We start from the raw sequence: 19804 nt of genomic DNA, 5'->3' as shown, positions 1-19804 counted from the left end.
ATTATTCGATATTCTGTATCTGCTCCCGCATCTGTTCAATCAGCACCTTCAGTTCAATCGCCGACGTCGTCACGCTGGCATTAATCGACTTCGAGCCCAGCGTATTCGACTCGCGGTTAAATTCCTGCATCATAAAGTCCAGGCGGCGGCCGACGGCTTCTTGCTTGGTCAGGATATTATAGGTTTCCTTGACATGGGCATCCAGGCGGTCCAGCTCCTCGGAGACGTCCACCCGCTGGGCCAGCAGCACCAGCTCCTGCTCCAGGCGGTTGTTTTCCAGCTGTACCTGCGCGTCTTCCATTTTGGCCAGCAGGCGCTCGCGCTGCCATACCAGGATATCGGGCATCTGCTGGCGCACTTTGGCCACTTCGGCGCTGACGCCGGCCAGGCGTTGCTCAATCATGATTTTAATCGCCGCGCCTTCGGATTCGCGGGCGAGGATAAAGTCATCGAGGGCGGCATCCAGGGCGGCCAGCAGCTCCGCGCCGATGGCGTCCAGATCCTGCTCTTCGGCCGCCATCACGCCGGGCCAGCGCAGGATTTCCATCGGGTCGATTTCGCCTTCGTCGCTTTGCATCTTGACCCATTGGGCCGCTTCCACCAGCTGCTTGGCCAGCGGCTGGTTTAAAATCAGCGCGCTTTGCGTATTGGGATTGACCTCGAAACGCAGGTTGCATTCAATCTTGCCGCGGGTGAGGCGGGTGCGGGTGCGTTCCCTGATGGCAGGCTCCAGGCCGCGAAACTGCTCCGGTAAACGAATATAGGTTTCCAGATAGCGTTGATTAACGGAGCGCAGCTCCCAGGCGGCGTTGCCCCAATCACCTTTAACTTCGCGCCGTGCGAATGCGGTCATACTGCGGATCATATGCGTACCCGTCTCGATAAAAAAGTTGGGGGGATTATACCGTCGCATGGCCGGGCATGATAGGCATATGGTCCCGAAGACCGTATAATGCGCAGCCAATACACGAAATACCAGCCCGGAGAGAGCCATGCGTCCAGCAGGCAGAAACATTCAGCAAGTCCGTCCCGTCACCATTACCCGCCATTTTACCAAGCACGCCGAAGGTTCGGTGCTGATTGAATTCGGCGAGACCCGGGTGCTGTGCACCGCCACGGTGGAGGAGGGCGTGCCGCGTTTTCTGAAAGGCCAGGGCCAGGGCTGGATCACCGCCGAGTACGGCATGCTGCCGCGCGCCACCCATACCCGTAACGCCCGCGAGGCGTCCCGCGGCAAGCAGGGCGGCCGCACCCTGGAAATCCAGCGCCTGATTGCGCGCTCGCTGCGCGCCGCGGTGGACTTGAAGAAGCTTGGCGAATATACCATTACCCTCGACTGCGATGTGTTGCAGGCCGACGGCGGCACCCGCACCGCGTCCATTACCGGCGCCTGCGTGGCGCTGGCCGACGCCCTGGCGGTAATGCAGAAAAAGGGCCAGCTCAAGACCAGCCCGTTTAAGGGATTTGTCGCGGCTATCTCCGTCGGCATCGTGGCGGGAGAAGCGCGCTGCGATCTGGAATATGTGGAAGACTCGATCGCCGAAACCGACATGAATGTGGTGATGATGGAAGACGGCCGCATGATTGAAGTGCAGGGCACCGCCGAAGGCGAACCCTTCAGCCAGGAAGAGCTCATCACCCTGCTGGAGCTGGCCCGCGGCGGCATAGAAACGTTAATCCAGGCGCAAAAGGCCGCCCTGGCCGGGTAAAGGCCGGTAATATCGGGCGGCGTTAGTCGCCCCGTTGTGAGGAGTGGTAGCCGTGAAAGCGTATCAGCGTGAGTTTATCGAGTTTGCTTTAAATAAACAGGTCTTGAAATTCGGCGAATTTACGCTGAAGTCGGGCCGGATAAGTCCTTATTTTTTTAACGCCGGACTGTTTAATACCGGTCGCGACCTGGCGCTGCTCGGGCGTTTTTACGCCGCCGCGCTGATGGATTCCGGCATCGATTTTGATTTGGTGTTCGGTCCGGCCTATAAAGGCATCCCCATCGCCACCACCACGGTCGTGGCGCTGGCGGAACACTTTGAGCGCGACGTGCCCTACTGCTTCAACCGCAAGGAAGCCAAGAACCACGGCGAAGGCGGCAGCCTGGTCGGCAGCCCGCTGCAGGGCAAGATTATGCTGGTGGACGACGTTATCACCGCCGGCACCGCCATCCGCGAATCCATGGCGATTATCGAGGCCCATAAGGCGCAGCTGGCCGGCGTGCTGATCTCTCTCGACCGGCAGGAAAAAGGCCGGGCCGAGATCTCGGCGATACAGGAAGTGGAACGCGATTACCATTGCCGGGTGATCGCTATCGTCACGCTGCGCGATCTTATCGATTACCTGGAAGAGAAAAGCGAAATGGCCGACCACCTGGCGGCGGTGCGCGCCTATCAGCGTCAATATGGTGTCTAAGTTAACCCGGCGGGCAGAATAGTTATCAATCGGCTGCCGCCGGACCATGCCGCGCGCTAAGGGCTCAGCGCCGAAAAGCGCGGCTGGACCCGCTCAGCGCAGCTGGGCCACCAACAGCGGCCAGCGCACGTCGAACTCATGCATCGGCGAATAGCGGAACTCAGTACGCACGAAACGCGATAGCATGCCCTCGCAGTACGCCAGCAGCTGGCTGGCCAGCAGGGCCTCATCCAGTTCAAACGCCTGTCCTTCCCGCAATTTCCGCTCGCGCAGCACCTGGCGCAGCTGCACTTCGATACGCTCATACAGCTGGTTAATCCGGCCCTGCAACCGGTCCTGCTCAAACATCAGCGCATGACCGGTCATGATGCGGGTCAGCCCCGGGTTGCGTTCGGCAAAACCCAGGATCAGCTGCAGAATCAGGCGCAGACGATTAAGGGTGTCCTTTTCATCTTGCAGGATCAGGTTGATACGGGAAATCAGGCTATCTTCGATAAACTCAATCAGGCTGTCGAACATCCGCGTTTTGCTGGGAAAGTGGCGATACAGCGCCGCTTCCGAAACGCCGACGGTGGCCGCCAGCTTGGCGGTGGTGATACGTTGGCTACCGTCGCCGGATTCAAGCATTTGCGCCAATGCCTGAAGAATCTCCTCGCGGCGATTACGTTTCGTATTCTTTTTTTCTACCATGCCGAATAGGTCCCTGAGTAACAACATCAATAATGAATTAACATCAGGCATCGGCCGTAACAGCATGATGTGTTACGGCGTTAAAAGAGTGAATTGTCGATGCCGGGGAAGATCCGCCCGTTAACGCCTACTGGCGGCCGGAATGGCCGAAACCGCCTTCCCCGCGGGAGCTGGCGGTAAACTCGTCGACGACGTTGAATTCCACCTGGACGATGGGTACAAACACCATTTGCGCCAGGCGTTCTCCCGGTTCGATGGTGAACACATGCTGGCCGCGATTCCAGACGGACACCATCAGCGGTCCCTGGTAATCCGAATCGATGAGCCCCACCAGATTGCCCAGCACGATGCCGTGCTTATGGCCCAGCCCTGAACGGGGCAGCACCACTGCCGCCAGGCCGGTATCGGCGATATGTACCGCCAGGCCGGTGGGGATAAGGGTGGTTTCACCGGGCGCCAGCACCACGGCGTCGTCGATACAGGCGCGTAAATCCAGCCCGGCGGAGCCCGTCGTGGCATAGGCGGGCAAGGGGAAACGATCGCCTATGCGGCTATCGAGGATCTTAAGGTCGATTTTTTTCATCATAACGGCTGACAATCTCGTCAATTAAACGTTGACCAAGCAGGGACTTATCGCTTAGCGGTAACCGGGTATCCCCGTCTTGCCAAAACAGATGCAGCGCGTTGGTCTCGCTGTTAAAACCCTGTCCCGGCTGGGAAACATCATTGGCGCAAATCAAATCCATATTTTTCGCCGCGCGTTTGCGCCGGGCGTATTCTTCCATATTCTGGGTTTCAGCGGCAAATCCGACCACATAGGGACGATGTTGCGTTAGCGCGCCGACGCTTGCCACGATATCCGGGTTCTTGATCATCCTGATGGTGATTTCCTCACCCCGGGTTTTGATTTTTTCCTCCGCCGGCTCGGCCGCGCGGTAATCCGCCACGGCGGCGCAGCCGATAAAGATGTGCTGATTGCCGATGTCTTTCATCACCGCATCCTGCATTTCCTGCGCGGTGGTGACATTGACGCGCCAGACGCCGGCCGGCGTGGGTAAATTCACCGGGCCGGTCACCAGCGTGACGTGGGCGCCTTTCCGGGCCGCCGCCATGGCAATGGCGTAACCCATCTTGCCGGAGCTATGGTTGCTGATATAGCGCACCGGATCGAGGGCTTCGCGGGTGGGGCCGGCGGTCACCATGATATTGAGATGTTCCAACGAGCGATCGACGGTAAAATGCCGGCGCGCCAGATCGACCAGATCCGTGGGATCGAGCATCCTGCCCGGGCCGATATCGCCGCAGGCCTGGCTGCCGATATCCGGGCCCCAGAGCAATACGCCGCGGGACTCCAGGGTGCGCAGGTTGGCCTGGGTAGCCGGCGCCCGGTACATTTGCTGGTTCATGGCCGGCGCTATGGCGATCCTGGCGGCGGTGGCCAGGCAAACGGTAGTGAGCAAATCGTTGGCCATGCCCGCGGCGATACGGGCCATCAGATCGGCGCTGGCGGGGGCAATCAGGACCAGATCCGCCCATTTGCCCAGCTCGATATGGCCCATGGCCGCTTCGGCGGCGGGGTCGAGCAGATCGTCGGAAACAGTATGGCCCGATACCGCCTGCATTGTCAGCGGAGTAATAAACGCTTTGGCCGCGGGCGTCATGACCACCCGCACATCCGCTCCCCTGTCGCGCAGACGGCGCACGAGTTCAGGGCTTTTATAGGCTGCGATGCCACCGCTCACACCCAGCACAATATGCTTGCCGGCAAGTTCCGTCATTTCGGTTGTCCGCTTGTAAGCTTAAGTAAAAAACATTTTATCATAACCCTTCCGAGAACAGGCATCTCTCTCGTCAAGAAGCACCCAGTGTTAAATTGCAGCGCCGGCCGCAACTTCTCTCTTATCGCGTCGAGCCGGGCCGCGCATGGTGGCATGATAGGCGGGCGGATGAATGGAGGCGGGCGGATGGAAGAGCAGCATAAGGTGAAAGGATGGCGCGATAAACTGGCGCCGCGCGAGAAATTACTGTTGTTCGGCCCGGCAATGCTCAGCGATGCGGAGCTGCTGGCGCTGTTCCTGCGTACCGGCGTGCCGGGCATGCACGTTATGCAATATGCCGAAAGCCTGCTGGCGCGGTTCGGCTCCGTCCATAAACTCATCACGGCGGACCGGCAGACCCTTTGCGCCGTCAAGGGACTGGGCAATTCTAAATACGCCCAGTTGCAGGCCATTGGCGAGATGGCGCATCGTTTTTATTGCTCCCATCTGATGCGCGAAAACGCCATGACCAGCCCGGAGATCACCCGCGGCTACCTGCAATTATTACTGGCGCGCCGGGAGCGCGAAGTCTTCGTGGTCATGTTCCTGGATAACCAGCACCGCCTGATTAGCCATCAGGAGATGTTCCAGGGCACGGTGAACAGCGTTGAGGTGCATCCGCGTGAAATCCTGCGCGAGGCGCTTAAAGTCAATGCGGCGGCGATAATTTTAGCGCACAATCATCCGTCGGGAAAAGCCGAACCCAGCCGCGCCGATCGGGATGTAACCGATCTGGTGGTCAAAGCGTGCTTGTTCCTGGATATCCGGGTACTCGATCATTTGGTCATTGGGGCGGGAGAATACGTCTCTTTTGCCGAAAAAGGGTGGTTGTGAGACGCTTTCCTGCGATCCTCCGGGATCTTTAGTTGCGCGGGACTTGAGCACTTGCGCTTCAAAGCGTATACTACGCCACCTTTGAGAATCCTGGGTGTAGCGTTGAGAGCCTATCTCAGCAGATTTAAATCTGTTGAAAGTCTCTCCTCAGTGAATGTGCTGAGATGGGCTCTAAAGCCTGACGAGGCGGCTAACACCTTTTTACGAAGCTCGAGCTGATTAGATTTTTGGAGAATAGACATGTCCCGAGTCTGCCAAGTTACCGGCAAGCGCCCGGTGAGCGGCAACAACCGCTCCCACGCAATGAATGCGACCAAACGCCGTTTTCTGCCTAACCTGCACTCTCACCGTTTTTGGGTTGAGAGCGAAAAACGCTTTGTTACGCTGCGTGTATCTGCTAAAGGTATGCGTGTGATTGATAAGAAGGGCATCGAAACGGTCTTGACCGATTTGCGTGCCCGCGGTGAAAAGTATTAAGGAACTGAATCATGGCTAAAGGTGTTCGCGAGAAGATCAAGCTGGTTTCTTCTGCTGGTACTGGTCACTACTATACCACTACGAAGAATAAACGTACCAAACCGGAAAAGTTGGAATTGAAAAAATTCGATCCGGTTGTACGCCAGCACGTACTTTACAAAGAAGCTAAAATCAAATAATTTTAGCGGATTGCAAAAAACCCGGCCCCGGCCGGGTTTTTTTATGACGTGTTTTGCAGGCGTTTTGTTGAAAAGGGCCATTGTGCTTCGCGCTCTTTATCATCATGTTATTTTACCTGAGCAACATGTGCCTGCGCGGCATTAAAAAAACAACAGGTGGTATATGCCAGAACTACCCGAGGTGGAAACCAGCCGGCGCGGCATAGAGCCTTGGGTCGCCGGTCAGCATATTGTCCGGGCGGTGGTGCGCAACGCGCGCCTGCGCTGGCCGGTGTCCGACGAAATCATCGCCCTGCGCGACCGTCTGGTCATCAGCGTGCAGCGGCGGGCCAAATATCTGCTGCTGGAGCTTGGCGACGGCTGGATCATTATCCACCTGGGTATGTCCGGCAGCCTGCGTGTCTTGCCTCAGCCGGCGGCGCCGGAAAAACATGACCATGTGGATCTGCTGATGAGCAACGGCTGCACCATCCGCTATACCGACCCCAGGCGTTTCGGCGCCTGGCTGTGGAGCGCCGATCTGGCCACCAGCCGCGTGCTCGCGCATCTGGGGCCGGAGCCGCTGAGCGATGAATTTAACGGCCGCTGGCTGTTCGGCAAATCACGCAATAAGCGCACGCCGGTCAAACCCTGGCTGATGGATAATAAACTGGTGGTGGGCGTGGGCAATATCTATGCCAGCGAGTCGCTGTTTGTGGCGGGCATCCTGCCCGGGCGCCCCGCCGGTTCGCTGACCGAGGCCGAGTCCGGGCTGCTGGCGGAAACCATCAAGGCGGTATTGCTGCGTTCTATAGCGCAGGGCGGCACCACGCTGCGCGATTTTATGCAAACGGACGGCAAGCCCGGCTATTTTGTGCAGGAACTGCAGGTCTATGGGCGCGGGGGAGAAAGCTGCCGGGTATGCGGGACACCGATCCAGACGGCGAAGCACGGCCAGCGCAGCACCTTCTTTTGCCCCCACTGCCAGCATTGAGTCAGGGCTGCAGGCGCGCGTTAACTTCCCGGGCGATAGGGTCCGGCAGGAAATGATCGACGTTGCCGCCGTGCAGGGCGACCTCTTTGACCAGCGTCGATGAGATATAAGACCACGCCTGGGCCGGCATCAGGAACACGCTTTCCAGTTCCGGCATCAGGTGCTGGTTCATCTTGGCCAGCTGCATTTCATATTCGAAATCCGATACCGCCCGCAGTCCGCGCACCAGGATATTGGCCTGCTGCTGGCGGGCAAAGTTGGCCATCAGATCGCTAAAACCAATAACCTCGACGTTGGGCAAATGGCCGGTAACCTGCCGGGCCAGGTCGACGCGTTCCTCAAGGGAAAACAGCGGCTTTTTGCTCGGACTGTAGGCAATGGCCAAGATCACGTGGTCGAACATCTTCGCGGCGCGGGTCACCAAATCGAGATGGCCATTGGTGAGCGGATCAAAGGTGCCCGGATAAATGGCTTTGGTTGTCATCAGGCTTCTCTCTTGATAGTGCGGCCAAGCGCCCACAGGGCGGCATACTTATTAAATGTATACTGCGCGTTCACTATTGCCAGCAACAAACCCTGCTTGCCGTCCAGAAAACCGGCGCGGAGCAGCCAGGTCTTGATAAACGCGCCGAGCGTATGTCCGATGATGGCGAAAAAACCACATTTTTTATTTTGCCGGTGGCGCTCAAGCGCCCAGGCCTCGGCATATTGCAGCTGTTTGCGCTGGAAGGCCATCAGATCGCGGCAGGTAAGATGTTGCAGGCAACCTTCAAGTTTGACGACCCGCGCGCTGCCGATATCCAGGGATTCATGCACCGGATTATCGTTGTAGCGAAAGTGTTCGCGGGCATACAGCCGTACCACCCGATCCGGATACCAGCCGCTGTGGCGCATAAAGCGGCCGAGAAACAGGTTGGAGCGCGCGCAGCTGTAAACGGTATCAGGTTGGGGGGGCAGGCGGATTATCTGTTCAATGGCGCGCTTGAGGCCGGGTGTTACCCGTTCATCGGCGTCGAGCATCAGGATAAAATCCCCGGTGGCGTACCCCTGCGCGCGCTGGCGCTGTTTACCGAAGCCCGGCCACCCTTCGGCTTCAAAAACCCGGGCGCCGGCCTGCAGGGCGATGTGGCGCGTCGAGTCGGTGCTGGATGAGTCCAGCACCACGATTTCGTCCGCCCATTGCACCGATGCCAGGCAGTCCGGCAGCAGCCCGGCTTCGTTATGGGTAATGAGCACCACCGACAGACGCGTTTGCGACGGCATTTATTGACTCCGCTGTGGCAGGTATGGCTCCAGCAAGTGTAGCAGCCGCTGCAGGGCGCCCTGGTTTTGGTGCAACACTTCCACCGCGTGACGGCCGTAATACAGGCGATAATCTTCGTCGGTCAACAGGGTAGTGATTTCCTTGACCAGCGTCGGGACGTCGGTCACGGTAATCAATCCCCCGGCTTCGGCAAGCTTGCCGCAGATGTCCTTGAAATTGATGGTATGGGGGCCCATCAGCACCGGGATGGCATGGGCCGCGGCCTCCAGCGGATTATGGCCGCCGCGCTCGACCAGGCTGCCGCCGACAAAGGCCAGATCGGCAATACCGTACAGCAGCATCAGCTCGCCCATGGTGTCGCCGATCACCACCTGCGTATCATGAGCGGGAATATCGCCGGAGCTGCGTAATATCGAGGTTAAACCGGCCTTTTGCGTCATTTCCCGCGCCACCGGGAAGCGTTCCGGATGGCGCGGCACCAGGATCAGCAGCAGATCGGGAAAGGCGGCCAGCAGCTGGCGATGGGCCTGCAGGAGAAGGGTTTCCTCACCTTCGTGGGTGCTGGTGGCAATCCATACCGGGCGGCGCGACGCCCACTGGCGCCGCAGCGTCAGCGCCCGCGCCGCCAGTTCCGGGGTGACTGATATATCGAATTTCAGGCTGCCGGTGACGGCCAGCTGGTTTCGTTTCAGCCCCAGTTGCAGAAAGCGGTCGCCGTCTTCCTGGGTTTGCGCGGCGATAAGCGTAATCCGCTCCATGATCCGGGCGATAAACGTGCTGAATTTTTTGTAACCGGCGGCGGAGCGGGCGGATAAACGCGCGTTGGCGACCACCAGGGGGATTTTACGTTTGTGCAGGGCTTTGATCAGGTTAGGCCAAAGTTCGGTTTCCATCACGATAACCAGCTTGGGATTCACCTGGTTCAGGAAACGGTTCATGGCCCCCGGCAGATCGTAGGGCAAATAAACATGGTGCACATCCTTGCCGAAGGCGGACTGGACCCGCTCCGAGCCGGTGGGCGTCATGGTGGTGACGGTAATGGGCAAAAATGGGTAACGGTGGCGCAGTGCGCGTACCAAAGGTATCGCCGCCAGGGTCTCGCCGACCGATACCGAATGCAGCATAATGCCGCCGGGTTTTACCTTGCCCTGGCAATATCCGTAGCGTTCAGCCCAGCGGCGGCGATATGCCGGCGCCTTACGGCTGCGCCATAATAACCGAATCCATATCAGCGGCTGGATAAGATAGATGAGTATGTTATAGATCATTATAGTTAGCTATAGTAAGGCACCGCGGCTGGTGTGCAGAGTTAATGTTTAACCAAATTATTAAAAGCGCATTTTAAGCGCGTCCATGCTAACAGATAAGTCGCTTTCCCACATTATATCAAGTGTTTTTATACGGATAACAATTGGGTGTATAGCCCGGTCAATTGCTGGGAAAGACGCGCGGGAGTACAGTCTTTCACCCGTTCGCGGGCGGCCAGGCCCATCCCGGGCTGGCGCTGGCGTGAAGGTATGGCGTTGGCGCACTCCGTCAGCGTTTTGATATCCAGCGCATCGCAGACAAATCCTTCTCTCCCGGCCTCGATAAACTCCGCGCCGCCGCAGCGCTCGCTGGTAATCACCGGCAGGCCGCAGGCCATGGCTTCCAGTATTACGTTTGGGAACGGATCGTAGAGGGTGGGTAAAATCAAACCGTCGGCCCCATGATAAAAGGGGAGTACGTCCGTTTGTACCCCGACAAAACGAATGCGCTGCAGGCAGCCTAATCCCTGGGCGAAAGCGCGATATTTATCCTGCTGCTTATCCTGGCCCACCACGATCAGGTAGCGATCGGTGGCGGCGATGGCGGCGATGGCCGCTTTCAACCCTTTGCGTTCAAATCCGGAACCGACATAGATCAGGGCGCAGGCCTGCTCCGGGATAACCATGTGCTCCCTGACGCGCCTGCGCTGTTCCGGCGCGGCGGGATAAAAGCGGGTCGAATCGATGGCGTTGTAAATCAGGGAAAATTTCTCTTCCGGCACTTGATAGCAACGGATAATGTCGTTTTTCACCATCAGGGAATTGCAAATGATCTTTTTTAACTCGGGCGCGTGAAACATCGCCTCTTCCGCCGCCAGCACATAACGGTGATAGCCGCTTAACGAGGTCAGCCACCGCTGGTGCGCCGGGATAATACGCGCCCGCTGCTCAAGCCAGACCCGGTGCACGCCGTCGCCGGCGCGGAAAACATCGCAGCCGGCGATACGCTCATGGCTTTGCACTAAATCGAAATGCTCATGTTGCCAGCAACGCCGGGCGGCCCGGGCAAAACCGCGCTCACGGGACACCCGGCCCCATTTGGCCGGGTTGCAGATATGCACATGCCAGTCGGGCCGGGGTTCGCCCGACCATTGCCGTGTCAGGATATTCAGTTCCAGCCCGGAATTATCCAGGGCATCCAGCGCCCGGGTAATAAAACGCTCCGCGCCGCCGTCGGGGCGGTACTTTTGCCGGACTATCGCCAGCCTGGTTTTTTTCATCATGCCCTGCTTACGGTGCTGTTGATAAATAATACCGCGCGGCGTCCAATACCGTCTCAACGGGAATGGCGTCGAGATAACGCTCCCGTGTCCGGGTATCTATGGCGTCGGGCCGCGGGATCTCGGCAAAATCGCCGGCCCAGATCACGGTGCTGTTATCGCTCCACGGCCGCCAGTGCTGCAGTTTGGTCGGGCCGAACAAGGCCACGCAGGGGGTATTGAGCGCCGCGGCCATATGCATCGGCGCCGAATCGACGCCGATAAACAGCCTGGCATGATCGATAAGCGCCGCCAGCTGGGTCAGCGTCAGCTCCCCCGCCAGGGAGACGACCTGGGGATTATGGCAAAGGGACTGGATATGCGCGATCATGTCGCGCTCTTTTTTATCCGGCCCGGCGGTGAGGATAATGGCTAATCCCTGGGATTGCAGGGCGTCGATTAACTGCGCCATCTTGGCGTCGTCCCAGCATTTGTAGGTCCAGCGCGACGTGGGCTGGATAACGATATATTCGCCGGTGACGGCGCGTTCGGCCAGCAGGCGCCGCCGGCTGGCCTCGTCGTCGGGGGAGTAGTGCATCGAGGCGCGGCGGTCGGTAATCGCGATATTCAGCGGCGCCAGGATACTGAGGTTTTGCTCAACGGTATGCAGCGCGCCATGGTTGTCGGTGGCGACCAGGCAGGTATGCGCCCTGCGCCAGATAAACGACTGCCGTTTTTGATAATTGAAGCCGATGCGCACCGGCGCCCCGCTTAATAACGTGATGGCGGCGCTGCGCCACTGATCGGCCAGGTTGATCACCAGGTCGAAATGGCGGGCGCGAATGCTTTTCAGCAGCGCCAGCTCCTGTTTAAGCTGATAGCGGATGCCTTGTTTTTTCCAGGAACGATCGATGGCATGGATAACCGCTATTGCCGGATGGTAGCGGAGTATGGCTTCGGTTTCTTTGTAGAGCAGAACATCGATTTCGCAATCAGGATAGTGCCCGCGCAGGGTATTGATAACCGGCGTGGTCAACAGCATATCGCCGTGATGGCGTAGTTTGATTAACAGAATTCTTTTTACCGGGGCGGATGGAACGGCATGGCGAATGGACATGTTGGCGCAGACCTATTGATATTCTGATAACTCAGACCATGGAATTACGCTAAAATTCAGCGCTCGCGCCACGCATAGATCCTGCGCAGCCACAGCAATAGCTGGTACCACTGCTTAATGCCGCGGGCATTGCGGATCATACGCTTATGGGTTCCGCTGGCAAAGATATCATTAATCATGATTTGCCTGGCCGCCGGGTCAGGTTCGCGGCGCAGGGAATGACAAACGGATAATGCTTCATGCGTCACCTGGAAGGCGAATTCGGGATACATTGTTATCTTGCCGCGATAGCGTTGGTTTATTTCTTCCAGGCGTTGCGCAATGCGGATGTAATGGCGCTGGTACTCAACGTTTTTCATGCCGGTTCTTTTTTGATTGCTGATGGACTGATCATGGATGTAATAGCGGTACAGCACCTCTTGGGTATAGCGCACCCGGCGGGCGTTAAACATCAGCTCCGTGGTCCAGGGAATATCCTGATGATGCAATCCCGGCTCAAAGCTGAGGTTGAGCTGTCTTATCAACGCCAGGCGATAGATGCCAAGCCATACCACATGCAGATAGCGTCTGGTCGCCAGGGCCTTGCGCAGCCAGGTCGGTCCGTCCAGCACCCCGGTGGATGTCAGGCGCTCCGGCGGTATTAACGTTTTAATGCGCTTCGAGCCAAGGAAAAAACGCTCGCCGTTACATTGGGCGACGTCAAGGTCATCCCCCTCGGCCATGTCCATGAGCGTCTGGTACAGCGCGGGATACAGCAGATCGTCGGCATCGGGGAAGGTGACATAAGCGCCGCGGGCAATGGCCAGGCCGGCATTGCGCGCGCGCGATACGCCGCCGTTGGGCTGGTTGATAACGGTAATATGCCCGTAGTCTTGCGCATATTTTTGGGCCAGGGTTTGCGAACCGTCGGTGGAACCGTCGTTGACGATAATGATCTCAATGTCATGCAGCGTCTGGGCGAGCAGCGAATCCATAAAAGCGGCAAACTTTTCGCCCGCGTTATACAGGGGGATAATGACGCTCAGCTTAACGGGGGCTACGGACGGCATGTTAGCAGTCATACAATAAACTTTCCGGCCAAAGTGACGCTATACCCCCGGGCCGTATCGGCCGATAGGCTTGCATGGTTAAACGGCATTGGTGGTCTTATCAGCGCTGTCTACCCGGCTTTTTACCGTTTCGGGGGCCGGGGCGACCTGGCGCAACAGCAGCAGATAACCCAAAACCATCATGATAAAGTAGGGCGATTCGCGATTATAAAATTGACAGTCGACCTGGCTAAAGATAACCACCGGCAGCGACAGCAGTAAAAATGCCCCCGCGCCCGAAAACAGGACAAACGGGTAAACCAGCAGCGCCACAAACACCGCCAGCATCAAAAGCGCGCCAAAGATACCCTGTAATGAGAGCGTATCCAGCAGATCGTTATGCATGTGATATTGTACGTTATTCAATGCTTCCTGGTTTCCCGCTTCGTGCTGCTGAATATAGCGCGTTGCCAGCGCATTGCGGCTGTCCACCGATTGTCCGAACGGGTGCTCGCCAAAACTGTGCCAGGCGGATTTCCATAAGCTAAGGCGCGCTCCCAGCGAGGTGCTGTTTTGACCTTGCATATAGAGCTCCGCCTCTTGCTGGATACCGTCCAGGCGGTCCAACGCCGGGTGATAATAGGATTTGCCGTAGAGCAGGGCGCAGACGCCTAAAATCACAATGGCGGTGGCAAAAATGCGTTTATGGTTTTTTTTGCCGTAAAACAATTCATGCCCCAGGCAAAAGATCACGAATATCCCATAAAACACCAAGGCCGAACGGGTCTCGGTGGCCAACAATGTCACCAGGGTCAGGCCGATGGCCAGCAGGCAGAGCGGACGGTAGAGATGCGGCGCAAATCGGCGCAGGCAGTAGACGGCGATCATTGAAAACAGCACCAGCATATAGGCGCCCGAGGTGGCGGCATCGGCGTTGATTTTTATCCGCACGCCGGTCTTCAGGTATTGCAGCGTATCGGTAATAGCGATGAGCGCCAGCAGCGCAAACATCAGGTAGCCGGCGAGGTTGGCGGCGCGGAAGCTGAAATGCCAGGTTGTCCTGTTGCGTTCGATGCAGTAAAGCACAAAAGCCCCCAGAACCATACGCTTACCGCTAATTTGATAATGGTAGGCAACCAAGGGGAAATCGGGACTGCTGGTTAACGACAGCCACACTAATTTGCTCAGGCCCAACAGGAAAAACAAGGTCGGAAAAACGTAAAAATGAATTTTTTTATCGACTTTGAAAACCAGGATGAGGAAATGTATGACGCTGATATAGGTCAGGATGTAAAACGCATTGCGGCTCACCGGTCCTGAAAACAAAAAAAAAGCGATGGAAATACTGATGAGAAAAAAGTAGGTCAGCGAAAGAACGTGATCAACATTGCGCCAGCGATAAGCATTATTCAAAGCAATCATTTAGCGGTTCCAGCATGGAAATATTTATTTTTTATGTATCTTATCAGCCACATCAGGCTATCAGAATAACGCTTTTGAAACCAAAGCACATAAGCGTAGCGCTTCATTTCCTTATGTTTGACCGGGATATCCAAGGGTTCGGATTGCCAGGGCGTACGCAGATAATACGTACTGTAGAGATCGGCCAACGGCCCCGAGCCCCATAAATGCCAGGGTTTACATTTGCCGGTGTAGTGGATCAGCACGGTATCGGCGGGGAGTTTGGGCCGATGATTGACCTTATTGGCAATAATATCATAGATGTAGTTATATTTTTTAGGCAATAGCAGGACTTCTTTTTCCAACACCAGGTTAAGCGCATCCTGGTCGGGAAAACGGAAATAATCGCCCTTTTCGTTCAGTACCTTCAGCAAGCGCGCGGTGGTGTTACGCTCCAGCCATAGCGGGACATTGATATACAGAAACCCCGAATTAAAATAATTTCCCGAGGCCAGGCTCAGCTCCGGGCAAAGCGTAGCGCGCGCGCGTTTATTATCGTTGACCGCGCAGAGGGTGTAATTATCAAAAGAGAGATCAATCAAGGGCTTGATGCTACCAATGCACAACGTATCCGCGTCCAGATAGATCACCCGCGACACCCTGTCCTTAAGTATTAACGGAATAAAAATACGGTAGTAAATCGTTTTGGCATACCGGCCGATACAGGGCATGTCATCAAAACAGCCGCTATGGTATTTGTATAATGTCATGGCAAGCGCGCGCCCCGCCACCAGGGTAAGCAGCTTCTTTTTGACGTCATCGGCCAAGCCGTTGCTGAAAATATGGATATGAAAATAGCTATCCGGATTATTTTCCAGCAAAGAAAACAACGTTACACCCATACCGCGCGCATACTGGTTATCAACGCCAAACGCAATATGACAGACAGGTTGGGAGGCGGCCGGCAACGTATCAATGAGCATCTCTTGATGCTCAATCATGTTTGTCACGACTTTGCTATCCATTGATCACTTCCTTATGACTAAGTCTAGCAACAAAGGCGAAAATATCGTCGCGATTAGCCGGCGTTAGCGCAAATAATCTGAGCGGCGAGTGTTCAAAGCGGTAAGGCGCGGAAAATACAAACGATGATGGCGCAATATCCGCCGGCGCGATGATAAGCACCTGGCCCAAAGGCCGCTGTTCGGCCATACAGCATGGGCCCGCCAGGCAGATTACCGGTACCCGCTGCGCGTCGGCGATATACACGTTGCCCGAATCCGATGCTATGTAGCAATCCATGCGCGCTATGGCGCAGGGAATTTCCTCAAGCCGCAACTGTCCGACCAGGCTAACCACATTGCCGGCGTCGCCGTTAACCTGGTAAAACTCGTCCAGGTAGCGCTGTTCATCCTGTGGCCCGAAAACATAAAAAACACAGGGCAGGGGCGCAAGGGTGGCCAGGATTTGCCCCCAGACGGCGGCGGGAATGGTTTTGGCTTTATTGCCGGCGGAGATGCTGATGCCGATTTTTATTTTCCCCGGCGCGTCAGGTATCGGCAATGCCCGCGGCGGTTGCCAGAGCGGAAACGTGGCATGTTTGGGCTGGCTGCGCCAGGTCAGAGAGCGGTCGGCAAGCTTCAGGTAGTTCTCAAGCGTCAGCGTGTCGCGGCGGTGTTCAACGCAGCCTGAGGCCGTCAGATAAAAAATGCCGTGGTACCATTTGCGCGTGTAGACGGTAAGAAACTGTTTATTGGGCGCATTGCAGACGGCGGCGTAAAACAGGTTGGTGCTATTGGGTTGCAGCAGGTAGACATTGCTATAGCGGTTAAGCAGCTTCAGCGCCAAACGCATTTTTTTTAACAAGCCGGATTTGTATTCTTCAATAAAAAAGTAGTCCGCCAGCGTGCTGTCGCGGGAGGCGAGCGGCGCCACCGTCCGGCTAAGCAGCGCGTCCGATCGGCCAAGCTGCTGCAGCAGCGGCGTGATATTGACAAAATCGCCAATCTTGGCGGTTTGGATAATTAAATTTCTACCAGTGTGCTTTTGGAATGGCTTTAGCGCTAACTTTATTGGTAGCAATAAAATAAACAGAAACACATAGCTCATTAGTTAATTCGTCCGCTTGCCTCACGCGATAACAGGGCAGCCAACTCGGCGTAAACACGCGTTGCCGGGAGATTCTCCAGCCGGTTATCCTCTGACTGCAATGCATGCTGATTATTGCCGTAACCACCAATAAGCCCGGGATCGGTGGGACCGTATAGCGTAATATTCGGCCGATCGAGCGCGGCGGCAAGATGGCTTAAGCCGGTGTCAACCGAGACCACCGCCGTCGCGCCGGCCAGCACGTCGGCCACTCCCGCCAGATTAAGCCTGGGAAGCACCACAACTGAAGGGAAATTGTCCGAAAGACGCAGGGCGCGTTCATATTCCGACGCGGTGCCCCAGGGCAGCCTGATGTCAAAACCGCTGGGCGATAACAATTCTATCAGCTCGCGCCAATGCGTTTCCGGCCAATGTTTTTCTTTCCGGGTGGTGGCATGCAAAAAAACCAGATAAGGCGCGACAGGATCATGCCGGGCGGCGGCGCCGGTAAAATGTCCGGCAATGGCATAATCCCCGGGTCCCGCCGGCACGTCATAACCGAGGCTGACGGCAAACAGCTGGCGAATGCGCTCAACGGCGTGCTGCTGGCGATCGATGTGATGGCGATGATTATAAAACCAGCTCGCAAAAGGTTCACGCGCGCTTTTGCCATCCAGTCCATGTTTTTCCCCCCGGGCAACCCGGGTCACCAGCGCGGCGCTTTTTATCAATCCCTGCGCATCGATCACCCGATCGTAGCGTTTTAGCTGCAGCTGGCGCTTAAAGTCGCAGCGTTCCTGGCGGGTTGCCGCGCCAAACCAGTTTTTGCGCCAACGCCTGATTGCCACCGGTATCACCCGGTCGACCGCCGGGTGCCATGAGGGGATCTGCGCAAAACCTTCTTCCACCACCCAATCAAAACGAATGCCCGGCAACGCATGCATGGCGTCGGTCAGGGCGGGCAGCGTATGCAGCACGTCGCCCATGGAGGAGGTTTTGACAATCAGCACCTGCATCAGCGCCCCTCATCCGCAGCGAGCAGTGTGTCCAGCTCTGCCGCCACCCGCTCGGGCTGGATATCCATCAGGCTTTGATGATAGCCTTGTGCGTCGCTCCCTTTACGGATGCGCTGATAACCGCTGATTAAACGGATCACTTTGGCATGCCGGGCCAGCGGCGGGGTAAAATCGGGACTGCTGGGGCCGTAAAGCGCCACCAGGGGTCTCTCCAGCGCGGCGGCGATATGCATCAAGCCGGAATCGTTGCTGACCACCGCCCGACAACCGGCCAGCAGGGCCACCGCCTGTTCAAGGGATGTTTGCCCCGCCAGATTGCGGCAGTGTTCGCCCGCGGACGCCTCCAGCATGCCGGTTATCTCGTCGCCGGTGGCGCGATCTTTCGCCGAGCCGAACAGCAGGACCTGATAGCCGCGGGCGATAAGCGTGCCTGCCAGCGCGGCGTAATGATAATGGGGCCAGCGCTTGGCCGGCCCGAATTCCGCGCCGGGACAAAAACCGATGGCCGGCCGTTCCGTGGTGAGGGAAAAGGCGGCGCGGGCAGCCAGGATTTCATCCCGCCGGACCTCAAGGCGCGGCCAGAGCAATGGCTGCGGTAAATCCTCCGCGCTGCGGATATCCGCTTTATCATATGCCAGCGCCACATAGCGCTGCACCATGAGGGGAAACGCGGTTTTATCCAGCACGCGCAGATCGTTTAACAGGCCGTAGCGCATTTCACCGCGCCAGCCGGTGCGCCTGGCGATGCCGGCAAAAAAAGGCACCAGGGCGGATTTGAAGGAGTTGGGCAGTACGATGGCCTGCTGATAATGCTGCTTTTTCAGGCTGAGGCCAAGCCGCCGCCGCTGCGCCAACGCCAACGCGCCATGGCCAAGCGGCATCGACAGCGCCTGCTTCACCTCCGGCATACGGTTTAGCAACGGACGGCACCAATCGGGCGCCATCACCTCTATTTCCGCGCCGGGATGAAGGCTCAGCAGGGTACGGTACAGGCTTTGCGACATCATCATATCGCCAACCCACGACGGCCCGATAACCAGTATTTTCATACCGCTGATATCATCCTTGCCTGTGCATTAATGGTTGCGATTTAACCATGCTAAATATTCGCCCACGCCTTCGGCCACGGTTTTGAACGACTTAGTGTAGCCCGCGGCCCGCAGCTGGGTCAGATCGGCCTGGGTGTAAGCCTGGTAACGCCCCCTGAGTTTCTCGGGGAAATCGATATACTCAATCTGGCCTTTTTTATGGAAATCCAGCACCGCGTCCGCTACCGCCTGGAAGGACTCCGCCCGTCCGGTGCCGCAGTTGAAAATACCGGAAACCCCTTTTTGCCAAAACCATAAATTCACCTCGGCCACATCGCCGACGTAGATGAAATCACGTTTAAAGCCTTCGCTGCCGGAAAATAATTTGGGGTTTTCACCGGCATTGATCTGGTTATTCAAATGGAACGCGACGCTGGCCATGCTGCCTTTATGACCTTCATGCGGACCATACACGTTAAAGTAGCGAAAACCGCAAATCTGGGACTCGGCTTCCGGCAATATAGCGCGAACATACTGATCGAACAGGAATTTTGAGTAGCCGTACACATTCAGCGGCTGCTCGTACTGCCGTTGTTCGATAAAATGTTCCGTCCTGCCGCCGTAGGTGGCGGCGGAGGAGGCGTACAGAAAGGGAATCGAACGCTCAAGGCAATAATGCAGCAGCTCCTTGGAGTATTGATAGTTGTTATCCATCATATACTTGCCGTCCCATTCGGTGGTGGAGGAACAGGCGCCCTCATGGAATACGGCTTCGATATCGCCAAAATCATCGCCGGCCATGATGCTGGCGATAAAATCTTCCTTATCCATATAATCGGTGATATTCGCCTCTACCAGATTAATGAATTTTGTGCCGTCCTTGAGGTTATCCACCACCAGGATATCGCTGTGCCCGAGGTTGTTCAGCGACTTAACAATATTACTGCCGATAAATCCGGCCCCACCTGTGACGACTATCATGG

22 protein-coding genes are annotated in these 19804 nt (G+C 56.8%); 6 read left to right on the top strand and 16 right to left on the bottom strand.

Going from position 1 to position 19804, the window contains the following annotated elements; all coding sequences use genetic code 11:
* Nucleotide 1 precedes the first annotated feature (1 nt).
* Complete coding sequence (locus tag ACL2XM_RS21085) at nt 2–865, bottom strand: YicC/YloC family endoribonuclease (protein WP_413721797.1); 864 nt, start codon at nt 863–865, stop codon at nt 2–4.
* 127 nt (nt 866–992) lie between these two features.
* Between ACL2XM_RS21085 and rph the strand changes: the two genes are divergently transcribed.
* Nucleotides 993–1709, top strand: coding sequence for a ribonuclease PH (gene rph, locus ACL2XM_RS21080; RefSeq protein ID WP_413731542.1), 717 nt, complete (start codon nt 993–995; stop codon nt 1707–1709).
* Between the two features lie 52 nt (nt 1710–1761).
* On the top strand, nt 1762–2403 hold the full coding sequence (gene pyrE / locus ACL2XM_RS21075) for an orotate phosphoribosyltransferase (protein WP_413731541.1): 642 nt from the start codon (nt 1762–1764) through the stop codon (nt 2401–2403).
* A gap of 93 nt (nt 2404–2496) precedes the next feature.
* On the opposite strand, the gene slmA is transcribed toward pyrE, so the two are convergent.
* The 3 genes from slmA to coaBC form a co-directional block, all read right to left on the bottom strand.
* Nucleotides 2497–3093 (bottom strand): nucleoid occlusion factor SlmA, encoded by a 597-nt coding sequence (gene slmA / locus ACL2XM_RS21070; RefSeq protein ID WP_410012748.1) that lies wholly within the window; start codon nt 3091–3093, stop codon nt 2497–2499.
* Nucleotides 3094–3220: 127 nt separating this feature from the next.
* Nucleotides 3221–3679, bottom strand: a complete 459-nt coding sequence (gene dut, locus ACL2XM_RS21065) for a dUTP diphosphatase (protein WP_410012747.1) — start codon at nt 3677–3679, stop codon at nt 3221–3223.
* The gene (gene coaBC, locus ACL2XM_RS21060) at nt 3657–4871 is read right to left on the bottom strand and encodes a bifunctional phosphopantothenoylcysteine decarboxylase/phosphopantothenate--cysteine ligase CoaBC (RefSeq protein ID WP_413721799.1); all 1215 of its coding nucleotides are present in this window, start codon (nt 4869–4871) and stop codon (nt 3657–3659) included. The genes dut and coaBC overlap by 23 nt, the downstream gene beginning before the upstream one ends.
* 186 nt (nt 4872–5057) lie before the next feature.
* Here coaBC and radC point away from each other — a divergent pair, with 186 nt between their 5' ends.
* From radC to mutM, 4 genes are all read left to right on the top strand, one after another.
* Nucleotides 5058–5744, top strand: a complete 687-nt coding sequence (gene radC / locus ACL2XM_RS21055) for a RadC family protein (protein WP_410012745.1) — start codon at nt 5058–5060, stop codon at nt 5742–5744.
* A 240-nt stretch (nt 5745–5984) separates the two neighbouring features.
* Complete coding sequence (gene rpmB / locus ACL2XM_RS21050) at nt 5985–6221, top strand: 50S ribosomal protein L28 (protein ID WP_132924257.1); 237 nt, start codon at nt 5985–5987, stop codon at nt 6219–6221.
* Between the two features lie 11 nt (nt 6222–6232).
* Nucleotides 6233–6400: a 50S ribosomal protein L33 gene (gene rpmG, locus ACL2XM_RS21045; RefSeq protein WP_012882902.1), complete on the top strand. Its 168-nt coding sequence runs from the start codon at nt 6233–6235 to the stop codon at nt 6398–6400.
* Between the two features lie 163 nt (nt 6401–6563).
* Nucleotides 6564–7373 (top strand): bifunctional DNA-formamidopyrimidine glycosylase/DNA-(apurinic or apyrimidinic site) lyase, encoded by an 810-nt coding sequence (mutM, locus tag ACL2XM_RS21040; protein ID WP_410012744.1) that lies wholly within the window; start codon nt 6564–6566, stop codon nt 7371–7373.
* A gap of 1 nt (nt 7374) precedes the next feature.
* Here mutM and coaD read toward each other — a convergent pair whose 3' ends face one another.
* The 12 genes from coaD to rfaD all read right to left on the bottom strand — a co-directional run bounded on the left by coaD (nt 7375) and on the right by rfaD (nt 19802).
* Nucleotides 7375–7857 (bottom strand): pantetheine-phosphate adenylyltransferase, encoded by a 483-nt coding sequence (gene coaD / locus ACL2XM_RS21035; protein ID WP_410012743.1) that lies wholly within the window; start codon nt 7855–7857, stop codon nt 7375–7377.
* On the bottom strand, nt 7857–8636 hold the full coding sequence (locus ACL2XM_RS21030) for a glycosyltransferase family 2 protein (RefSeq protein WP_413721800.1): 780 nt from the start codon (nt 8634–8636) through the stop codon (nt 7857–7859). The genes coaD and ACL2XM_RS21030 overlap by 1 nt, the downstream gene beginning before the upstream one ends.
* A complete protein-coding gene (gene waaA / locus ACL2XM_RS21025) occupies nt 8637–9905 on the bottom strand; it encodes a lipid IV(A) 3-deoxy-D-manno-octulosonic acid transferase (RefSeq protein WP_413721801.1) in 1269 nt (422 codons plus the stop codon). It abuts the gene before it with no gap.
* A gap of 128 nt (nt 9906–10033) precedes the next feature.
* Nucleotides 10034–11164, bottom strand: coding sequence for a glycosyltransferase family 4 protein (locus ACL2XM_RS21020; RefSeq protein ID WP_413723525.1), 1131 nt, complete (start codon nt 11162–11164; stop codon nt 10034–10036).
* Nucleotides 11165–11174: 10 nt separating this feature from the next.
* Nucleotides 11175–12260 carry a putative lipopolysaccharide heptosyltransferase III gene (rfaQ, locus tag ACL2XM_RS21015; protein ID WP_410012740.1) on the bottom strand — a complete coding sequence of 362 codons (1086 nt, stop codon included), beginning with the start codon at nt 12258–12260 and terminating at the stop codon, nt 11175–11177.
* 56 nt (nt 12261–12316) lie between these two features.
* Complete coding sequence (locus ACL2XM_RS21010; RefSeq protein WP_410012739.1) at nt 12317–13321, bottom strand: glycosyltransferase; 1005 nt, start codon at nt 13319–13321, stop codon at nt 12317–12319.
* 66 nt (nt 13322–13387) lie between these two features.
* Nucleotides 13388–14710, bottom strand: coding sequence for an O-antigen ligase family protein (locus tag ACL2XM_RS21005; protein WP_413721802.1), 1323 nt, complete (start codon nt 14708–14710; stop codon nt 13388–13390).
* Nucleotides 14707–15714: a glycosyltransferase family 8 protein gene (locus ACL2XM_RS21000; protein ID WP_410012737.1), complete on the bottom strand. Its 1008-nt coding sequence runs from the start codon at nt 15712–15714 to the stop codon at nt 14707–14709. Before ACL2XM_RS21000 ends, ACL2XM_RS21005 begins: the two co-directional genes overlap by 4 nt.
* Nucleotides 15707–16798 (bottom strand): glycosyltransferase family 9 protein, encoded by a 1092-nt coding sequence (locus tag ACL2XM_RS20995; RefSeq protein WP_413721803.1) that lies wholly within the window; start codon nt 16796–16798, stop codon nt 15707–15709. Before ACL2XM_RS20995 ends, ACL2XM_RS21000 begins: the two co-directional genes overlap by 8 nt.
* The gene (gene rfaC / locus ACL2XM_RS20990; RefSeq protein ID WP_410012735.1) at nt 16798–17793 is read right to left on the bottom strand and encodes a lipopolysaccharide heptosyltransferase RfaC; all 996 of its coding nucleotides are present in this window, start codon (nt 17791–17793) and stop codon (nt 16798–16800) included. Before rfaC ends, ACL2XM_RS20995 begins: the two co-directional genes overlap by 1 nt.
* A complete protein-coding gene (rfaF, locus tag ACL2XM_RS20985) occupies nt 17793–18842 on the bottom strand; it encodes an ADP-heptose--LPS heptosyltransferase RfaF (RefSeq protein ID WP_413721804.1) in 1050 nt (349 codons plus the stop codon). Before rfaF ends, rfaC begins: the two co-directional genes overlap by 1 nt.
* 27 nt (nt 18843–18869) lie before the next feature.
* Entirely contained in the window at nt 18870–19802 is a 933-nt protein-coding gene (gene rfaD, locus ACL2XM_RS20980) for an ADP-glyceromanno-heptose 6-epimerase (protein WP_410012733.1), read from the bottom strand.
* Between the last annotated feature and the right edge of the window lie 2 nt (nt 19803–19804).

The sequence above is a fragment of the Sodalis sp. RH20 genome (assembly GCF_047324205.1).
Classification (GTDB): Bacteria; Pseudomonadota; Gammaproteobacteria; order Enterobacterales; family Enterobacteriaceae; genus Acerihabitans.
The sequence above is the reverse complement of the archived record's forward strand: the minus strand, read 5'-3'. Positions and strand labels throughout refer to the sequence as shown.